We start from the raw sequence: 16,268 nt of genomic DNA, 5'->3' as shown, positions 1-16,268 counted from the left end.
CCGGCCCCTATGTAATACTGGCGTAGTACGCTGGCATCGTGCCGTACGAGTGGGAAGAATGGGCCATCCGAGCCCTCCTGGGCATCGAGCCTTATGAGGTTCGCCAGGTACTCGAAGCCAAGCGCCGGTGGCCCCGGCCGGCTCTCGACCGCTCGGTCGGACTCCAGGTACTGACGATCTGGGGCCGGACGCTCACCGGACGTCCCCTGATCGTGGCCGTGCATCACGTTAGTGATCTCACTTGGAAGATCATCGGGGCCAGGGACCTGACGCCCGAGAACCTGGTCGAATTCGAGCGCTGGGAGGAGACGCAATGACAGACGAGCAAGGGTTGCCGCGCAGCCCCGAGCAGACGCGTGAGCTGATGGAGAACCTCGACTTCGAGCCGGCGCCCGCCCCCGACCGGGAGGCGGCACTGCTGGCGACGCTGCCGCCGCCCGGTTCCGAGGTCATGGTCGTCCGGTCTCTACGCCTGTCGATGGAGCTCGACGAAGCGGTCACCGCCGCGGCCAACGCCTCGGATGTAGCGAAGAGCACGTGGATCAGGCAGGCGATCGAGATGGCGCTGGCCATGCAGGCGGATGAGGATCAGCCGATCTCTCGCGCCGACGCGCTACGCGCGCTGACGCTGCTCCGCACGGTCAGGCACGCCGCCTAGCCACCCGGTCGCTGGGCTACGTCTGACCCCGCACCCTGAAGCATCGCGCCGGACGGATGGTCGTCGCGGTCGAGAGTTCGGGCGCGGGGGAACTGGGCCGTCCGGACCCAGAAGTGGCGCCCACGTTGGTTGACCGATCTTGACTTGCCCTCACCTCCCGGTACCGACCCTCCATGCACGGTGGCGGCAGGCAGCGTCGCGCAGCGGGTGACGGCGCCGGGCGTCAACGCGAATCGATGTCGCCTCTTGACGTGGCGCTGACCGCGGTGCAACCTAACGGAAATCATTAATCGAAGCGCTTCGAAGGCTCATCGCGGCGTCAGCGGCCCGTTCGCGATGATCGAAGCGCTTCGACTGCCGAGCATCCGGCGAGTGGCGCCGACGCCGGCAGCGTCACCGGCCGGGAGGATTCGACATGGGTGAGCCGGACAGCTTCCAGAACGCGGACCTGCCGCTGGCGCAGCGGGTTTCCGACCTGATGAACCGGCTCACGCTGGCGGAGAAGGTCGGGCTGCTCCACCAGCACCAGGCGCCGGTCGACCGGCTGGGCATCGGCCCGTTCCACACCGGCACCGAGGCGCTGCACGGGCTGGCCTGGCTCGGCCCGGCCACCGTCTTCCCCCAGGCCATCGGATTGGCGAGCACCTGGAGCCCCGAGCTGGTCCAGCGGGTCGGCGCGGCCGTCGGCGACGAGGCGCGCGGATTTCACCACAAGAACCCGGACCGGGGCGGCCTGAACGTCTGGGCGCCGGTGGTCAACCTGCTGCGGGACCCCCGGTGGGGCCGCAACGAGGAGGGGTACTCCGAGGATCCCCTGCTGACCGGCGTGCTCGCCACCGCGTACGCGCGCGGCCTGCGCGGCGACCACCCCACGTTCCTGAAGACCGCGCCCACGCTCAAGCACTTCCTGGGCTACAACAACGAGACCCGCCGGGACACCACCTCCAGCAACCTGCCGCCCCGGGTGCTGCGCGAGTACGAGCTGCCGGCGTTCGCCGCACCCGTGCGCGCCGGCGCGGCGGTCGCCGTGATGGCCTCGTACAACCTGGTCAACGGCCGGCCGGCGCACCTGTCGCCGCTGCTGGCCGCCGAGCTGCGCGGGTGGAGCGAGGACGAGATCCTGGTGGTCAGCGACGCCCAGGCACCGTCCAATGTGGTCGACGCGCAGCACTACTACCCCGATCACGTATCCGGGCACGCCGCGCTGGTGCGGGCCGGGGTGGACAGCTTCACCGACAACGGCGAGCACCCGACGCTGACCGTCGAGCGGCTGTCCGCCGCGCTGGCGAGCGGCCGGCTCACCGAGGCGGACGTGGACGCCGCGGTGCGGCGATTGCTGGCCATCCGGTTCCGGCTGGGCGAGTTCGACCCGCCGGGGTCCAACCCGTACGAGGAGATCACCGAGGAGGTCATCAACTGCCCGGCCCACCAGGACCTGGCGGCGCGGGCCGCACGGGAGGCGATGGTGCTGCTGAAGAACGACCGGGCACTGCCGCTGCCCGCGTCCGGGCTCGGCAGCGTCGCGGTGCTGGGGCCGCTCGCCGACAAGGTGTACCCGGACTGGTACAGCGGCACCCTGCCGTACGCGACGACGGCGCGTGGCGGGCTGGCCGCCCGATTGCCCGACCCGGGCGCGGTGCGCTACGCCGAGGGCGTGGACCGGATAGCCCTGCGGGTGGCGGCGGGCGCCGGTGCCGCAGCCGGCCGGTACGTGACGGCCGACCAGGCGCCCACCGGCGGACCGCTGTGCGCCGGGGCCGACCGCGCCGGCCCGGACACCTGGCTGGACGTGTGCGACTGGGGCCGGGGAGTGCTGGCCCTGCGCTCGGTGGCCAACGGGCGGTACCTCACCGTCGACGCCGGCCGCGCGCTGGCCAACGAGTCCGCGTGCCCCGGCGGCTGGGTGGTCAACGAGACCTTCGAGCTGGTCGACCGCGCCACCGAGGTGATCGTGCGGCACCTGGCCAGCGGGCGGTTCATCACCATCGCCCCGGACGGAACGCTGCGCGCCGACGCCGGCAGCGCGGCGGAGGCCACCGGGTTCACCGTCGAGCTGATCGACGACGGGGTCGCCGAGGCCGCCGCGGTGGCCGCCACGGCCGACGTCGCCGTCGTGGTGGTCGGCAACCACCCAATGATCAACGGGCGGGAGACCGAGGACCGGGTCGACCTGGGCCTGCCGCCCGACCAGGAGCGGCTGGTCCGCGCGGTGTACGCGGCCAACCCCCGGTGCGTACTGGTGGTCACCAGCAGCTATCCGTACGCCATCGGCTGGGCAGACGAGCACGTGCCGGCCATCCTGTGGTCCGCGCACGGCGGGCAGGAGTTCGGCCGGGCCCTGGCCGACGCGCTGTTCGGTGACGCGGCACCCGCGGGGCGGCTGACCCAGACCTGGTACCGGAGCGCGGCGCAACTACCGGACCTGCTCGACTACGACATCGTCGCCACCGACGCCACCTACCTGTACTTCCGCGGCACCCCGCTCTACCCGTTCGGCCACGGGCTGACCTACTCCCCCGTCGAGTACGGCGGCCTGCGCCTGTCCGCGCCCGGCGCCGGCCCGGACGGCTCGGTGACCGCTGGCGGCGAGCTGACCGTCAGCGTTGAGGTGAGCAATGCCGGCGACCGGGCCACCGACGAGGTGGTCCAGCTCTACACCCGGCAGCGCGGCTCCCGGGTCAAGCAGCCGATCCGGCAGCTGCGCGGGTTCCGCCGGGTGCACCTCGCGCCGGGCGAGCGCCTGACCGTCCGCTTCGTGCTGAGGGCCGCCGAGCTCGCGTTCTGGGACGTGACCCGGCAGCGGTTCGTGGTGGAGCGGGCCACCCACGACGTCCTGGTCGGCCGCTCCAGCGCCGACATCCGGTGCGCCGCCGCGCTGAGCGTGGCCGGCGAGACGATCCCGCCGCGCGCCGCGCTGGGCCGGACGCTGCAGGCCGCGGACTTCGACGGGTACGCGGGGATCACCCTGTGCGACGCGGGCCCGGAGCGCGGCGACGCGGTCACCGCCACCGAGCCGGGCGGCTGGATCTGCTTCGACGGTACGGACTTCGGCGACGGTGCCGCGCGGTGCCGGGCCGAGTTGGCGCGGGTCGGCAGCGGCCCGGCGGCCGTCACCCTGCGCCTGGACGACCCGCTGGACGGTCCGGTCGTCGGCGCGCTGGCGACCGAGTGCCGGTCCGGCCGGTACGGGTTCGCCACCGCCACCGCGCCGTGCGCCGCACGCGGGATCCGCGACCTGTACGCGGTGTTCGACGCCCCCGGGGTCGCCCTGCGCACCCTGAGCTTCGAGGCCCTGCCGTGATCCCGCGGCGGTCGCAGCGCACCGGCGTGATCACGATCCTGGACGTCGCCCGGCACGCCGGGGTCGCACCCAGCACGGTCTCCTACGTGCTGAGCGGAAAGCGGACCATCTCGGCCGGCACCCGGGCCCGGGTACTGGCGAGCATCCGTACGCTCAACTACCACCCGCACGCCGGGGCGCGGGCCCTGGCCAGCAACCGTGCCAACGTGATCGCCCTGGTGCTGCCGCTGCGGGCCGGCATGCACGTCCCGGTGGTGATGCAGTTCGCCGTCTCCGTGGTCACCACCGCCCGCGAGTTCGACCAGGACGTGCTGCTGATGACGGCCGACGAGGGCCCCGACGGGCTGCGCCGGATGGACGCCAGCGCCCTGGTCGACGGCCTGATCCTGATGGACGTGGAGCTGAACGACGCGCGCATCCCGCTGCTGTGCGAGCTCGACCGGCCCAGCGTGCTGATCGGCTTCCCCGCCGAGCCGGACGGGCTGACCTGCGTGGACCTCGACTTCTACCGGGCCGGGCAGGTATGCGTGGAGCACCTGGCCCGGCTCGGGCACCGGGAGGTCGCCCTGATCGGCGCGCCCCGGGCGGTGTACGAGCGGGGCACCGGGTTCGCCCGCCGCACCATGACGGGGTTCCTGGACCTGGCCGCGACGCTGAACCTGGCGGCCGACGCCGGGCCGTGCGAGGAGGACCCGGTCGCCGTGGAACAGCGGGTCGGCGAGGTGCTCGCACGGCGCCCGTCGCTGACCGGGCTGGTGGTGCACAACGAGGCGGTCGTCGACCAGCTTCTGGCGGCGCTGCTGGCGCACGGCCGGCGGGTGCCCGAGGACGTGTCGGTGGTGGCGATCTGCCCGGACGGGCTGGCGCTGCGAGCCACCCCGGCGCTGACCTCGGTGCTGATTCCGGCGGAGGAGGTGGGCACCCAGGCCGTCCGGCTGCTGATGCGCAAGCTGGCCGGTGAGGCGGTGCCGGACTCCAGCCTGCTGCCGCCCCGGCTGACCGTCCGGGACAGCACGGCGGCGGCGCCACTGCCCGCGCGCTGAAGGCCCACACCACTGCCCGCTCGCCGAAGTGAGCCCCGCGCCGCCGCCGGCGCTCTGTGGGCCCGCGCCGCCGCCGCTGAAGTGGCACCGCGGCGGCGGGTTCCGGAGGATGATCGTGGCGTGGAGGTACTCGGCAGCCGCATCCTGCTGCGCCCGACCGACCCGGCCCGCAGCCACCGCTTCTACCGGGACGTGCTGAGGCTGGCCGTGTACCGGGAGTTCGGGCCGCCGGACGGTCCCGCGAGCGCTGGCGGTGTCGTGTACTTCCTCGGGCAGGGGTTGCTCGAGGTGTCCGGGCGGGGCGAGGAGCGCCCGAGCCCGGCCCTGCGGATCTGGTTGCAGGTGCGCGACGTGCGCGCCGAGCACGGGCGGCTGAGCGCCGCCGGGGTGAGCGTGCTGCGCCCGCCGCTGCGGGAGCCGTGGGGCTTGATCGAGATGTGGATCGAGGACCCGGACGGGGTACGGATCGTGATCGTCGAGGTACCCGATGATCATCCCCTCCGCCGCGATCCGAGGTGAGGCCCGACACGACCGGGGGCAGCGGGCCGGTGCGCGTGGCAGACTCGGCAGCGTGCTGCCGGTTGACAATCATGTGCATTCGCAGTGGTCATTCGATACCGACGGACAGGGGTCGATGGCCGCGACCTGTGAACGCGCGCTGGAGCTGGGCCTGCCGGCGGTCGCGTTCACCGAACACGTCGAGTGGACCGACTGGCTAGCGGACGACGCCATCGCGGCCGGACCGCTGACGCTGGACTGGTGGGAGAAGATCCGGCCGCTGGACGTCACCGGCTACCTGGCCGACATCGAGCAGTGCCGGGAGCGGTACAAGCCGCTGCGGGTCCTGTCCGGCGTGGAGGCCGGCGAGCCGCACCTGTTCGGGGCCAGCATCGCCGGCCTGCTGTCCACCGGCCCCTTCGACCGCGTGCTCGGCTCCCTGCACGCCCTGCCGCACAAGGACCACCTGGTCGGCGCCGAGCAGCTGTTCTACCTGCTCGACGACGGCGAGGACGAGGTGATGCGCCGCTACTTCGCGGAGCTGGTCCGGATGATCGAGGGCCCCGGCCAGTTCGAGGTGCTGGCCCACCTGGACTACCCGCGCCGGTACTGGCCGAGCGGGCCCGCGGCGTACGACGAGGCGGTCTTCGAGGAGGAGTACCGTGCGGTGCTCCGGGCGCTGGCGACCTCCGGCCGGGTGCTGGAGATGAACACGAAGTCGCCGCTGGCCTCGGTGTCCCTGCTGCGGTGGTGGCGCGAGGAGGGCGGCCGGGCGGTGTCGTTCGGCAGCGACGCGCACCGGCCCTGGCTGGTGGGCGGCCGGTTCGACCTGGCCGTCGACATCGTCGAGGCGGCCGGCTTCCGGGCCGGCGAAGATCCGCTGGACTTCTGGCTACGGTAGGGCGCATGGTCGAGGCCCGCATCGACAGCGAGACCGGCGGCTGGAGCGTCATGGCGCCCCGGCGCGCCGCCCGACCCGACGACGGGCGCGCGCCCGCCGCGCCGGGGTCGTGCCCCTTCTGCCCCGGCAACGAGGGCATGACGCCGCCCGAGGTGCTGCGGGTGCCGGCCGGTGCGCGGGACTGGCGGGTCCGGGTGGTACCCAACCTGTACGCGGCGACCGGCGAGCGCGGGCCCACCGATCCGGCGGGCACCGGCGGGCCCGGGCTTCCCGGCAGGCCGGAGCCTTCGCCCGGCGGGCCGGCGTCCTCGCCCGAACCGGACCTCGCGATGCCGTTCACCGGGCGGCACGAGGTCGTGATCGAGTCCGCCCAGCACGATTGGGACCTGCGCCGGGGAGACCCCGACCAGGTCGCCGAGATCCTGTCCGCGATGCGCGAGCGCTGCCGCGCCCTGGCCGACGGGGGCGCCGCGGCGATCACCGTCTTCCGCAACTACGGTGCGCGGGCCGGCGCCTCGCTGGCCCACCCGCACAGCCAGATCGTCGCGCTCGACCTTGCCGACGGGGCTGGCTCGGCGCGTCTCGCGCCGCGCCACGACCCAGACGAGTCGCGCGATCACTGGCTGCCGCCGGGGCTGGCCGACCGCTGGCGGCGGGCGCGGGAGCACCATGAACGGACCGGTGAGTGCCTGCACGACACGCTGGCCGCGGCCGAGCGCCGGGCCGGCGACCGGGTGGTCCTGGACGACGGCGGCGTGCTGGTCTTCCAGCCCCGGGCCGCGTCCGTGCCGCACCAGACGACGCTGCTGCCCGCCGGGCGCGGCGCCGGGCTCGCCGAGGCCTCCGACCGGGATCTGACCGCGCTGGCCGCTACCCTGCCCAGGGTGCTGTCCGGCCTCGCCGCGGTGCTCGACGACCCTGCGTACAACCTGGTGGTGCACGCCGGTCCGGTCGGTGACCCGACCGGCCACCGCTGGTACCGCTGGCATCTCACCATCTACCCGAGGCTCACCACTGTCGGCGGCCTGGAGTTCGCCACCGGCGTGTCGGTCAACCCGAGCCCGCCCGAGTCGACCGCGCCGGTCTTACGGCAGGCCATCGCGGGTCGCTGACTGGTCGGCGACCCGGCAACCCTCGTCTTCACCCTCGCCGGCCCACCCCGCAGCCGCGATCTCCGGATTCGCCGCAAACACGCCGATGTTTGAATCTTGACCGAGACTCATCAATCTGTATTTGCTTAAGCCATCGAACACCTTCCGTGTGAGATGGAGGAATCGCATGGAAAGATCGCCGCTACGCCGGCGACGTCTGATGGTCGGTCTCGCGATCGCGGTGAGCACGGTGACCGTCAGCGCTCTGGCCCCCTCGGCGTTCGCTGCCCCGAGCAGGCAGGTCATCCCGGGGAGCATGCCCCAGTGGGAGGGCCAGGCACATCCGCTGAGCAACACCTCGACGAGCGACCAGATCGGCTTCGGGGTACTGCTCGGCATGCGCAACAGCAGCGCCGCGGTCGCGACACTGCAGAAAATCTCGGACCCGACCAGCGCGAGCTACGGCAAGTGGCTGACCAACGCGCAGTTCCGGGCCCAGTTCGCGCCGAGCGCATCCGACGTGAACACCGTGAAGGACTGGCTGACCAAGCAGGGCTTCCGGGTCACGAAGACGCTGACCAGTGGCATGTACGTCGAGGCCAGTGGGACCGCGGGCCAGATCGAGAAGACCTTCGCCACCACGGTGAAGAACTTCTCGTACCAAGGCAAGACGGTGCGCGCCAACTCCTCGGCGCTGTCGTTCCCGGCCGGCACGCCGGCCGCGGTGACCGGGGTGATCTCGGGTGTCCTGGGCATCGATCAGGGCGCCCAGTTGCACAAGCCGGCCGACATGGAGCCCGGGCCGCCCGCGGGTGAGCGCTTCGGCGTCGACCCGTGCTCGGACTACTTCGGCCAGAAGGTGGCCACGGACAAGCCCTCCGCATACGGCAAGAAGCAGCCGTACGCGGTGTGCGGGTACGGGCCCCAGCAGTACCAGTCGGCGTACGGCGAGAGCAGCCTGCTGCGCGCCGGCATCGACGGGCGCGGCGTCACGGTGGCCATCACCGACGCGTACGCGGCGCCGACCATCCTCGCCGATGCGCAGAAGTACAACCAGGTACATGGGCAACCGCTGTTCAAGCCCGGCCAGTTCAGCCAGATCACGCCGGGTCCGGACGGGTACGACCTGATCGACGACTGCGGTGCGTCCGGCTGGTACGGCGAGGAGACCCTCGACGTCGAGGCCGTGCACGCGATGGCTCCGGGTGCGAAGGTCGTCTACGTCGGCGGGTCCGACTGCAGCAGCGGTCTGGACGACGCGTGGGCCGAGACGATCGACAACCACGTGGCGGACATCATCACCAACTCGTGGACCGACGGCACGGACGACATCAACACGCTCAGCCAGGACTACGTCGACTTTTACACCGAGTTCTCCCTCGAGGCCGCGCTCACCGGCATCACCGTGAACTTCTCCAGCGGTGACGCGGGTGACCGGACGGTGGGTGGTACCGATCCGGCGTCGAAGAGCGTCGAGTTCCCGGCTGACTCGCCGTACGTGACCGGTGTCGGTGGCACCAGCGTCGCCATCGGCAAGAACGGCCAGCGGATCTGGGAGCACGGCTGGCAGAGCTCGTACTCGTTGCTGACCAACGGAGCCTGGGACCCGGCACCGCCCGGCACCTACAGCTCCGGTGGTGGCGGCGGCACCAGCGTCCTGTACGCGCAGCCGTTCTACCAGCGGGGCAAGGTACCCACGTCCATCTCGGAGTACTTCGGCGGCAAGACGCCGATGCGCGCCGTGCCGGACATCTCGATGCCGGGTGACCCGAACACCGGCTTCGAGGTTGGGCAGACCCAGGTCTTCCCGGAGGGTACCCACTGGGACCAGTACCGCATCGGCGGTACGAGCCTGTCCTCGCCGCTGCTGGCCGGCGTGGTAGCGGTGGCAGACCAGTTCTCCCACCGCAAGCTCGGCTTCATGAACCCGTTGTACTACAAGCTGTTGAACACGCCCGCTCTGAACGACATCACCGCGCCGACCAGCCCGCTGGCCGAGGTGCGGACGAACTTCGCCAACTCGGTCGACAACACGCAGGGCAAGACGTACCAGCTGCAGACGATCGACGTGCAGAGCACCACGATTCACAGCAAGCGTGGCTACGACGACGAGACCGGCGTCGGGTCGCCGGGCGGTCTGCTGTTCTTCCTCGGACTGCCGATCGCCGCGCTCCTGCACTAGGAACGCGTCACCCGGTTCACACCGCACCACCGGCGGCCCGGTCCCCTCGGGGGGACCGGGCCGCCGGCCGTCCGGCTACCGGCGCGAACGAGGGCTCCACCGGCCCGCGGCCGCCGCCTCGGCGACGAAATCCTCAAACCGCCTGGGCGGCCGGCCGAGGGCCCGCGGCACGCCGTCGGCGATCGACGCGCCCGAACCGTCGCGGATGGCCCCGAGTACCCCCGCCAGCACCCGCGCGACACCGGGCGGAACGCCGTGGGCGACCTGGCGCTCGACGTACGCCTCGGGGTCGATGTCGACGTGCCGGATCGCGCTACCGGTGGCCGAGCCGATGAGGCCGACCGCCTCACCGAAGCTGATCGCGCGGCTGCCGGTCGTACCGGTGCCGCCGAGGATGAGAACGCTCGTCATGGCCAGGCCACCGTCGCCACGGTGGCCCGCAGGGTCGGGTACGAGGACGCCTTCGCCTTCAGCGTGGCGTTCAAGCGTGCCCGCGGCGTCAGCCCCTCGGCCTGGCGGCGCCAGTCATCCTGATCCGACCGCCGTCGGGACGCTCGCCTCGCGGAACCGGCATCGGAGGGTCATCGGCCGCATCGGAGGGTCATCGGCCCGGGAATCAGCACGGGGCGCAGCACGTGACTGTTACATCACGGCTACGCCCCGGCTCTCCCTTGCGGGAGGACTCAAGCTTATAACGCGCAATACCGGCGGGTGGGGTAAATCGGAAAAAGCCCTCCCGCGATCGGAGGCGAGCGGCTGGAACGTTCCAGATTCCGCGCGGGAGCGCGGTGGCGGGAGCGCGGGCGGCCCGAGGGAAGATGATCCGATGATCACCCTGGAGACCGATCGCCTCATCCTGCGCCCCTTCCGGGACGACGACCTCGATCCACTCGCCGCGCTGAACGCGGATCCGGAGGTGATGCGCTACATCGCCGACGGCTCCACCCGCGACCGGGAGCAGACCTCGGCCGGGCTGGCCCGGATGCGGCAGGACTGGGCGGAGCGCGGCTATGGCGCGTTCGCCGTCGAGATCCGGGACACCGGCGAGTTCACCGGCTGGGTCACCCTCGCCATCCCCACGTTCCTGCCCGAGGTGCTGCCGAGCGTCGAGATCGGGTGGCGGCTGGCGCGGGAGTTCTGGGGCCGGGGCATCGCCACCGAGGGCGCGCGGGCCGTGCTGCGATTCGGGTTCGTCGACCGCGAGCTGGACCGGATCGTCAGCATCCGGCACGTGGACAACCAGGCGTCGGGCCGGGTGATGGAGAAGCTCGGACTGCGCTTCGATCGCGAGACGACGGTACCGTCGTTTCGCCAGCAGCCGGCGGTGGTGTACGCACTGACCCGCGACGAGTATCTTGCCCGCGCCGCGGCGCCCCGTTAGCCTTCGAAGAAATTCGAAGCGCTTCGACCACCAGGTTTTTCCCCGGATCAAGGAGTTGCGCCGGTGGCAACCATTGCCGACGTCGCGCAGGCGGCCGGCGTGTCCACGAGCACCGTATCCTACGTCCTAAGTGGACGCCGGCCGATCTCGCCCGCCACCCGGGCCCGGGTCGAGGCGAGCATCGCCGAGCTGGGCTACCGTCCGCACGCCGGCGCCCGGGCACTGGCCGGCCGGCACACCAACGTGCTGGCGCTGGCCGCCCCGCTGCGCAGCGACATCAATGTTCCGGTCATCATGCAGTTCGTCACCTCGGTCGTCACCGCGGCCCGGTCCTACGACCACGACGTCCTGCTGCTGACCAACGACGAGGGCTCCGACGGCCTGGAGCGGGTCGCCGGCAGCGCCATGGTGGACGCCCTGATCGTCATGGACATCGAGAGCGACGACGCGCGCATCCCGGTGCTGCGCCGGCTGCGGCAGCCCGCCGTGCTGATCGGCCTGCCCAACCGCCCGGGCGGAATCAGCTGCGTCGACCTCGACTTCGCCGCGGCCGGGTACACGGCCGTGGCGCACCTGGCCGAGCACGGGCACCGTACGGTCGGGCTGATCGGGCCGCCGCCCGCGGTCTACCAGCGCGGCACCAGCTACGCGACGCGGTTCCTCGCCGGCTTCGAGGACGCGGTCGACGAGTTCGGCCTGGCATCGGTGAGCCGGCCGTGCGAACCGACCTTCGACGGCGCGCTGTCGTGCGTGAACCTGATCGACGAGCAGCTGCCGGGCGTCTCCTCGCTGGTGGTACACAACGAGGCGGCGCTCTCGCCGCTGCTGGGCATCCTGCGCGCCTCCGGACGGCGGGTGCCGGAGGACGTGTCGGTGGTGGCCATCTGCCCGCAGGACGTGGCGCTCGGGCTGCCCATCGGGATGACCTCGGTGGACATCCCCGGGCACCAGCTGGGCGCCCTGGCGGTCGAGCGGGTGATGAGCCTGCTGCGCGGGGAGCGCGGCGCGGAGACCCGGCTGCTGGCGCCCTGCCTGGCGGAGCGGGACAGCTGCGCCGACGCGCCCTCCGAGCCGGGGCCGGCGCGCTGACCGGGCAAGCGGCTCGAAGACCCGCGGGCCGCCGGGCGACCGGCTGATGGACGCGACCACCACCAGCGCGTGCGCGCCGCTGGGCATCGTCCCGGCGATCGTGTTCTTCCTGGCCTTCCAGCGCACCCTGGCGCGCGGCATCATGGCGGGAGCGGTCCAGTGACGGATGGTCCCGGCGGTCGCATTCCCCTCGACCTCCGTCATTGCGCCGGAATCCCTCGACTGAGGATCGGATATCGACGGCACTCGCGACTCCGACCTCCGCTGAGGCGAAATTCATACTGATCTGAATCAATATGACGATCGACCCGACGCCCGGGTGGCGACGGCGCGCGACCCGCGCGCGAGGCGCGACCGCCCTGGCTGCCCATCGTGGTGAACGAATCGTCGGCGACGAGGCCGCGATGGGCGACCGTCCCCGCGTGCACCCGATATCGAAATGCGAGTCGCGCTCATCCGCCATTCGGCGGCGAGGGATTCACCCCGACGAGGTGCCCGACGCCGGCCGGGCCGGCCTCTCGGCGCCGATCAATTCCGCGTAGAGGTCGAGGTGGTCGGCGACCATGCGCTCGGTGCTGAACCGGCCGACCGCCGCCTCGCGGCAGGCCTCGCGGCTCAACTCGCCGAGCCGCCCCAGGCTGGATGCCAGACCGGCGATGTCCTCACGCAGGAAGCCGGTCACGCCGTCGTTGATGATTTCCGGCGCCGAGCCGGCCGGCGTGGCGATCACCGGAGTACCGGCGGCCAGGGCCTCGATCATGACCAGGCCGAACGGTTCCGGCCACTGCATCGGGTTCAGCAGCGCACACGCGCCGCCCAGCAACTCGTACTTCTCCTCGGTACCCACCTCACCGAGGTACTCGATGTCGGAGTTCAGCAGCGGCGACACCGCGCACTCGAAATACTCCCGCTCGCCTTTTTCCTCCATCTTGGCGGCGATCCGCAGCGGAATCCCGGCCTCCCGGGCGACCATCGCGGCCTCGCGCACGCCCTTGCTGGGGTTCATCCGCCCGAGGAAGCAGGCGTACCCGCCCGAACCGTCGCCGATCGGCACCGAGTCCACATCGATGCCGTGGTGGATGACCCGGGCGATCGGCACCCCGTTGGCGGTCGACGCCTGGTGGTGGGAGATGGCCACCAGCGACACGTCCCTGCCCATCGCCTGGTAGATGTCGCGCAGCTGGGCGCGGAACGGGCCGTGGTTGGTGGTGACGATCGGCAGGCCGGGCGGCCGGTGCCGGTACAGCGGCCCGCACAGCGTGTGGTCGTGCACCAGATCCATGTCCGGCATCGCGTTGTAGGCCCGCACGACGTGCCCGAGCTCGACCTCGCTGAGCCCCATCCCGTCGACGTCGGCGGGCGGGGCGTCCGGGATCAGCCGCGCGGGACACTGGCTGTCACCGGGCGCGGCGACGAGCACCTCGTGCCCGGCCGCGATGAACCCGCGAGCCAGCCGGTCGACGACACCCTCGATGCCGCCGTACGCGGGCGGCGGCAGCGGTGTCCACGGCGTCGAGATAACTCCGATCCGCACGACCGCCCCCGTTCACGGCAGCTCGGTTTTCTCGCTCGGCCCCGGACCGCGCCGGGTCCACAGCGGGTCCACGGCGGGGTGCCTACAGACCCCGTTCCAGGCCAGTCAACCATCATCGCCGGCCGGGTACCCGGGTTTCCCGGCCGGTTGGTCGGCGGGCGGCCAGCGGGGGCGACGGGAATGGGCCGGAACGGGACGCGGACGGCGTTCCGGCCGTCACGGATGTGTCTCGCCGCGGGTGTGTCTCGCCGCGGATGTGTCTCGCCGCGGATTACGCCCACCGGTCGGCAACCGGCCCATCGGCAACCGGCCCGTGCGGCCGCGAGCCAGCGAACCAGCGCGCCCCGGCGCGATCCCGCCGGGAGCGACCCGGAGGTCCCCGAGGCAACGGCGGGGAGGTCCCGGGGACGGCCGGGAGGTCCGAGGAACACCCCGCGATCAGGCGCGACCGGGCCCGCGGATGTGCCAATCAGGGATTCGAGGCCGTCAAGACGCCCGACTCCTCCCCTGGTATCGCAGACCTTTACGATAGGTGATCGTCGGCCGTACCCGATAAGCATGGATAGTTGAAAACCGTAATGGTACGGTCCCCGGCGGGAATGACAATTCCGCCGACCAGAGACGTGGGAGGACCAAAACAGATCTGGTGCTGCTTGTCGAAGGTTCACCGCGACGCCCGTAACACATAGTTGTCGCCCGGAACGTTCGCGTAGTTGAGTCAATCTGGCACAGGACAGGAACCGCCGCCGGTCGCGGGATCAGTCCGCGAAACCCGCGGCACCGACGCAAGAGATCGAGGAGCCGTGGCTAGAGGAGCCTTCAGCCAGCCTTCTGTCCAGGCTAGAAATACCCCGGCCAGCCGCCCGGGCGCGCCGCGCGTATGGGTAATCGCGCTCGTCATCGCCGGTCTGATCGCGGTCGTGGGCGCGGGACTGGCCTTCACCGGCGCCGGCAAGGCCGTCATCTCCGCCGTGTACAACTTCCTGGAGTTCTACTCCGGCGTCTTCTCCCTGGTCTCACTGTCCATCGCGGTGATGGTCGGACTGGCCGCCACCGACCGCATCGTGCTGATGGTCCGCCACCGCGTGCTGCTCCAGGCCGTACACCGGGCGACCGCGTCGACGGCCATGGTGTTCCTCGGCATCCACATCTTCACGAAGATCGTGGAAGGGCACGCGAGCGTCGTCGACGTGGTGGTGCCGTTCCTGGCCTCGCACCGGGTGCTCTACGTCGGGCTGGGCACGCTGGCCAGCTACCTGATGATCCTGGTGACCTGGACCGGCATCATCCGCGGCCGGTTCGCCGGCAGCGCCCATCCCGGGCTGTGGCGGGTGGTGCACGCCTCGGCGTACCTGTCCTGGGTCTTCGCCCTGTTCCACGGCCTGGAGTCGGGGCGGCACGCGAAGACCTGGGTGACGGTCAGCTACGTGGTCTGCGTGCTCCTCGTCGGGCTGGCCCTGCTGGTGCGCCTGTCGGTGACCTGGGGACGGCGGATGCGCTCCCCCAAGGCGCAGACCACCGGCACCATCAAGGCGATCGGCAAGCCGCTGGCGGCGTCGAAGGGCTCGGCGCCGCGCGCACTCCCCCGGGACGAGCCGCTGGCGCCGGTCGGCCGGACGATCGAGGACGAGCTCTCGTTCGCCCGCCGGCCGCTTTCCGACGACCCGTTCGAGCGCCCGACCCGCGCCGAGGACGACGCGTTCGCCCGGCGGGCGCTTTCCGACGACGCCGCGCCGTCCGGTCGCCCGGCCCGCGCCGGCCGCGGCTCGGACCTGGACCAGCCGCTCACACTCGAGGGGCCCGGGGTCGAGTGGTACGACGAGGCGGGCAACCACTCGTTCGCGGCCGGCCCCGCGTTCGCCAGGGGCGCGTCTCGGGGCAACCACTCGGCGCCCGATGACGACGATGCCCCACTGACCGGGCAACCATTGACCGGGCAACCGCTGCCCCGGCTGTCCTACCTGGACGATCCTCGGGCCCGCTTCGACGAGCCGGGCGGCCACCGGGCGGAGCCGGAGGTGCGCTACCAGGCTCCGGAGGAGGAGCCCAGCTTCCCGGCCAGCGTGTACCTCGTCCCGGACGGGGACGGGGACCGATCCGGCACCGGCTCCCACCGGCAGGTCCGGAACGACCCCACCGACACCGGCTCGTACCGGCAGGTCCGGGCCGACCGCGAGGCCGAACGCTCCGAGACCGGCACCCACCGGCAGGTACGGGCCGAACGCTCGGACACCGGCACCCACCGGCAACTCCGCGCCGACCCCACCGACACCGGCTCGTACCGGCAGGTCCGGGCCGACCGCGAGGCCGAACGCTCCGAGACCGGCACCCACCGGCAGGTGCGGGCCGATCGCGAGGCTCGGGAGCGCGACGGCGCCGAACGCGACGGGGCCGTGCGCGACGGGGCCGTGCGCGGCCACCCGGACGCCCGCTACGGCGAGGCCGGCAACCAGCGCGGCTACTCCGACGGGCGTCGGCAGGACAGCATCGCCGACGGGCGTCGGCAGGACAGCATCGCCGACGGGCGTCGGCAGGACAGCATCGCCGACGGGCGTCGGCAGGACAGCATCGCCGACGGGCGTCGGCAGGA

The 16,268-nt window shown here is 72.0% G+C and carries 13 protein-coding genes and 1 pseudogene; 12 read left to right on the top strand and 2 right to left on the bottom strand.

What is annotated here, in order from left to right; genetic code table 11:
* Positions 1-38 precede the first annotated feature (38 nt).
* From ABEA87_RS34405 to ABEA87_RS34370, 8 genes are all read left to right on the top strand, one after another.
* Positions 39-317, top strand: a complete 279-nt coding sequence (locus ABEA87_RS34405) for a hypothetical protein (protein WP_345636862.1) — start codon at positions 39-41, stop codon at positions 315-317.
* On the top strand, positions 314-658 hold the full coding sequence (locus ABEA87_RS34400) for a hypothetical protein (protein ID WP_345636861.1): 345 nt from the start codon (positions 314-316) through the stop codon (positions 656-658). Before ABEA87_RS34405 ends, ABEA87_RS34400 begins: the two co-directional genes overlap by 4 nt.
* 415 nt (positions 659-1,073) lie before the next feature.
* A complete protein-coding gene (locus tag ABEA87_RS34395) occupies positions 1,074-3,959 on the top strand; it encodes a glycoside hydrolase family 3 C-terminal domain-containing protein (RefSeq protein WP_345636859.1) in 2,886 nt (961 codons plus the stop codon).
* Positions 3,956-5,002: a LacI family DNA-binding transcriptional regulator gene (locus tag ABEA87_RS34390; protein WP_345636857.1), complete on the top strand. Its 1,047-nt coding sequence runs from the start codon at positions 3,956-3,958 to the stop codon at positions 5,000-5,002. Before ABEA87_RS34395 ends, ABEA87_RS34390 begins: the two co-directional genes overlap by 4 nt.
* A 120-nt stretch (positions 5,003-5,122) precedes the next feature.
* Positions 5,123-5,521: a VOC family protein gene (locus ABEA87_RS34385; RefSeq protein ID WP_345636855.1), complete on the top strand. Its 399-nt coding sequence runs from the start codon at positions 5,123-5,125 to the stop codon at positions 5,519-5,521.
* Positions 5,522-5,573: 52 nt separating this feature from the next.
* Positions 5,574-6,401, top strand: a complete 828-nt coding sequence (locus ABEA87_RS34380; RefSeq protein ID WP_345636853.1) for a PHP domain-containing protein — start codon at positions 5,574-5,576, stop codon at positions 6,399-6,401.
* 5 nt (positions 6,402-6,406) lie between these two features.
* Complete coding sequence (locus ABEA87_RS34375; RefSeq protein WP_345636851.1) at positions 6,407-7,513, top strand: galactose-1-phosphate uridylyltransferase; 1,107 nt, start codon at positions 6,407-6,409, stop codon at positions 7,511-7,513.
* Between the two features lie 166 nt (positions 7,514-7,679).
* A complete protein-coding gene (locus tag ABEA87_RS34370) occupies positions 7,680-9,674 on the top strand; it encodes a S53 family peptidase (protein WP_345636849.1) in 1,995 nt (664 codons plus the stop codon).
* Between the two features lie 75 nt (positions 9,675-9,749).
* Here ABEA87_RS34370 and ABEA87_RS34365 read toward each other — a convergent pair whose 3' ends face one another.
* Positions 9,750-10,085 carry a Rossmann-fold NAD(P)-binding domain-containing protein gene (locus ABEA87_RS34365; protein WP_345637009.1) on the bottom strand — a complete coding sequence of 112 codons (336 nt, stop codon included), beginning with the start codon at positions 10,083-10,085 and terminating at the stop codon, positions 9,750-9,752.
* On the opposite strand from ABEA87_RS34365, the pseudogene ABEA87_RS34360 reads away from it, so the two are divergent.
* The 3 genes and pseudogenes from ABEA87_RS34360 to ABEA87_RS34350 all read left to right on the top strand — a co-directional run.
* A pseudogene (locus tag ABEA87_RS34360) lies at positions 10,080-10,208 on the top strand (helix-turn-helix domain-containing protein); the annotation flags it as partial. The gene ABEA87_RS34365 and the pseudogene ABEA87_RS34360 overlap by 6 nt on opposite strands.
* Before the next feature lie 292 nt (positions 10,209-10,500).
* The gene (locus ABEA87_RS34355) at positions 10,501-11,055 is read left to right on the top strand and encodes a GNAT family N-acetyltransferase (protein WP_345636846.1); all 555 of its coding nucleotides are present in this window, start codon (positions 10,501-10,503) and stop codon (positions 11,053-11,055) included.
* A 63-nt stretch (positions 11,056-11,118) separates the two neighbouring features.
* On the top strand, positions 11,119-12,144 hold the full coding sequence (locus ABEA87_RS34350) for a LacI family DNA-binding transcriptional regulator (RefSeq protein WP_345636844.1): 1,026 nt from the start codon (positions 11,119-11,121) through the stop codon (positions 12,142-12,144).
* A 478-nt stretch (positions 12,145-12,622) separates the two neighbouring features.
* Here ABEA87_RS34350 and ABEA87_RS34345 read toward each other — a convergent pair whose 3' ends face one another.
* Positions 12,623-13,678 carry a glycosyltransferase family 4 protein gene (locus tag ABEA87_RS34345; RefSeq protein ID WP_345636842.1) on the bottom strand — a complete coding sequence of 352 codons (1,056 nt, stop codon included), beginning with the start codon at positions 13,676-13,678 and terminating at the stop codon, positions 12,623-12,625.
* Between the two features lie 920 nt (positions 13,679-14,598).
* Between ABEA87_RS34345 and ABEA87_RS34340 the strand changes: the two genes are divergently transcribed.
* The coding region (locus ABEA87_RS34340; RefSeq protein ID WP_345636840.1) for a hypothetical protein at positions 14,599-16,268 on the top strand (1,670 nt) is incomplete at its 3' end.

It is taken from the genome of Rugosimonospora acidiphila, assembly GCF_039543385.1.
Classification (GTDB): Bacteria; Actinomycetota; Actinomycetes; order Mycobacteriales; family Micromonosporaceae; genus Rugosimonospora; species Rugosimonospora acidiphila.
The sequence above is the reverse complement of the archived record's forward strand: the minus strand, read 5'-3'. Positions and strand labels throughout refer to the sequence as shown.

Coding starts and splice junctions, on each gene's coding strand:
- ABEA87_RS34400 (WP_345636861.1), top strand. CDS start 314: ATGACAGACGAGCAAGGGTTGCCGCGCAGCCCCGAGCAGACGCGTGAG.
- ABEA87_RS34395 (WP_345636859.1), top strand. CDS start 1,074: ATGGGTGAGCCGGACAGCTTCCAGAACGCGGACCTGCCGCTGGCGCAG.
- ABEA87_RS34375 (WP_345636851.1), top strand. CDS start 6,407: ATGGTCGAGGCCCGCATCGACAGCGAGACCGGCGGCTGGAGCGTCATG.
- ABEA87_RS34370 (WP_345636849.1), top strand. CDS start 7,680: ATGGAAAGATCGCCGCTACGCCGGCGACGTCTGATGGTCGGTCTCGCG.
- ABEA87_RS34365 (WP_345637009.1), bottom strand. CDS start 10,085: ATGACGAGCGTTCTCATCCTCGGCGGCACCGGTACGACCGGCAGCCGC.
- ABEA87_RS34355 (WP_345636846.1), top strand. CDS start 10,501: ATGATCACCCTGGAGACCGATCGCCTCATCCTGCGCCCCTTCCGGGAC.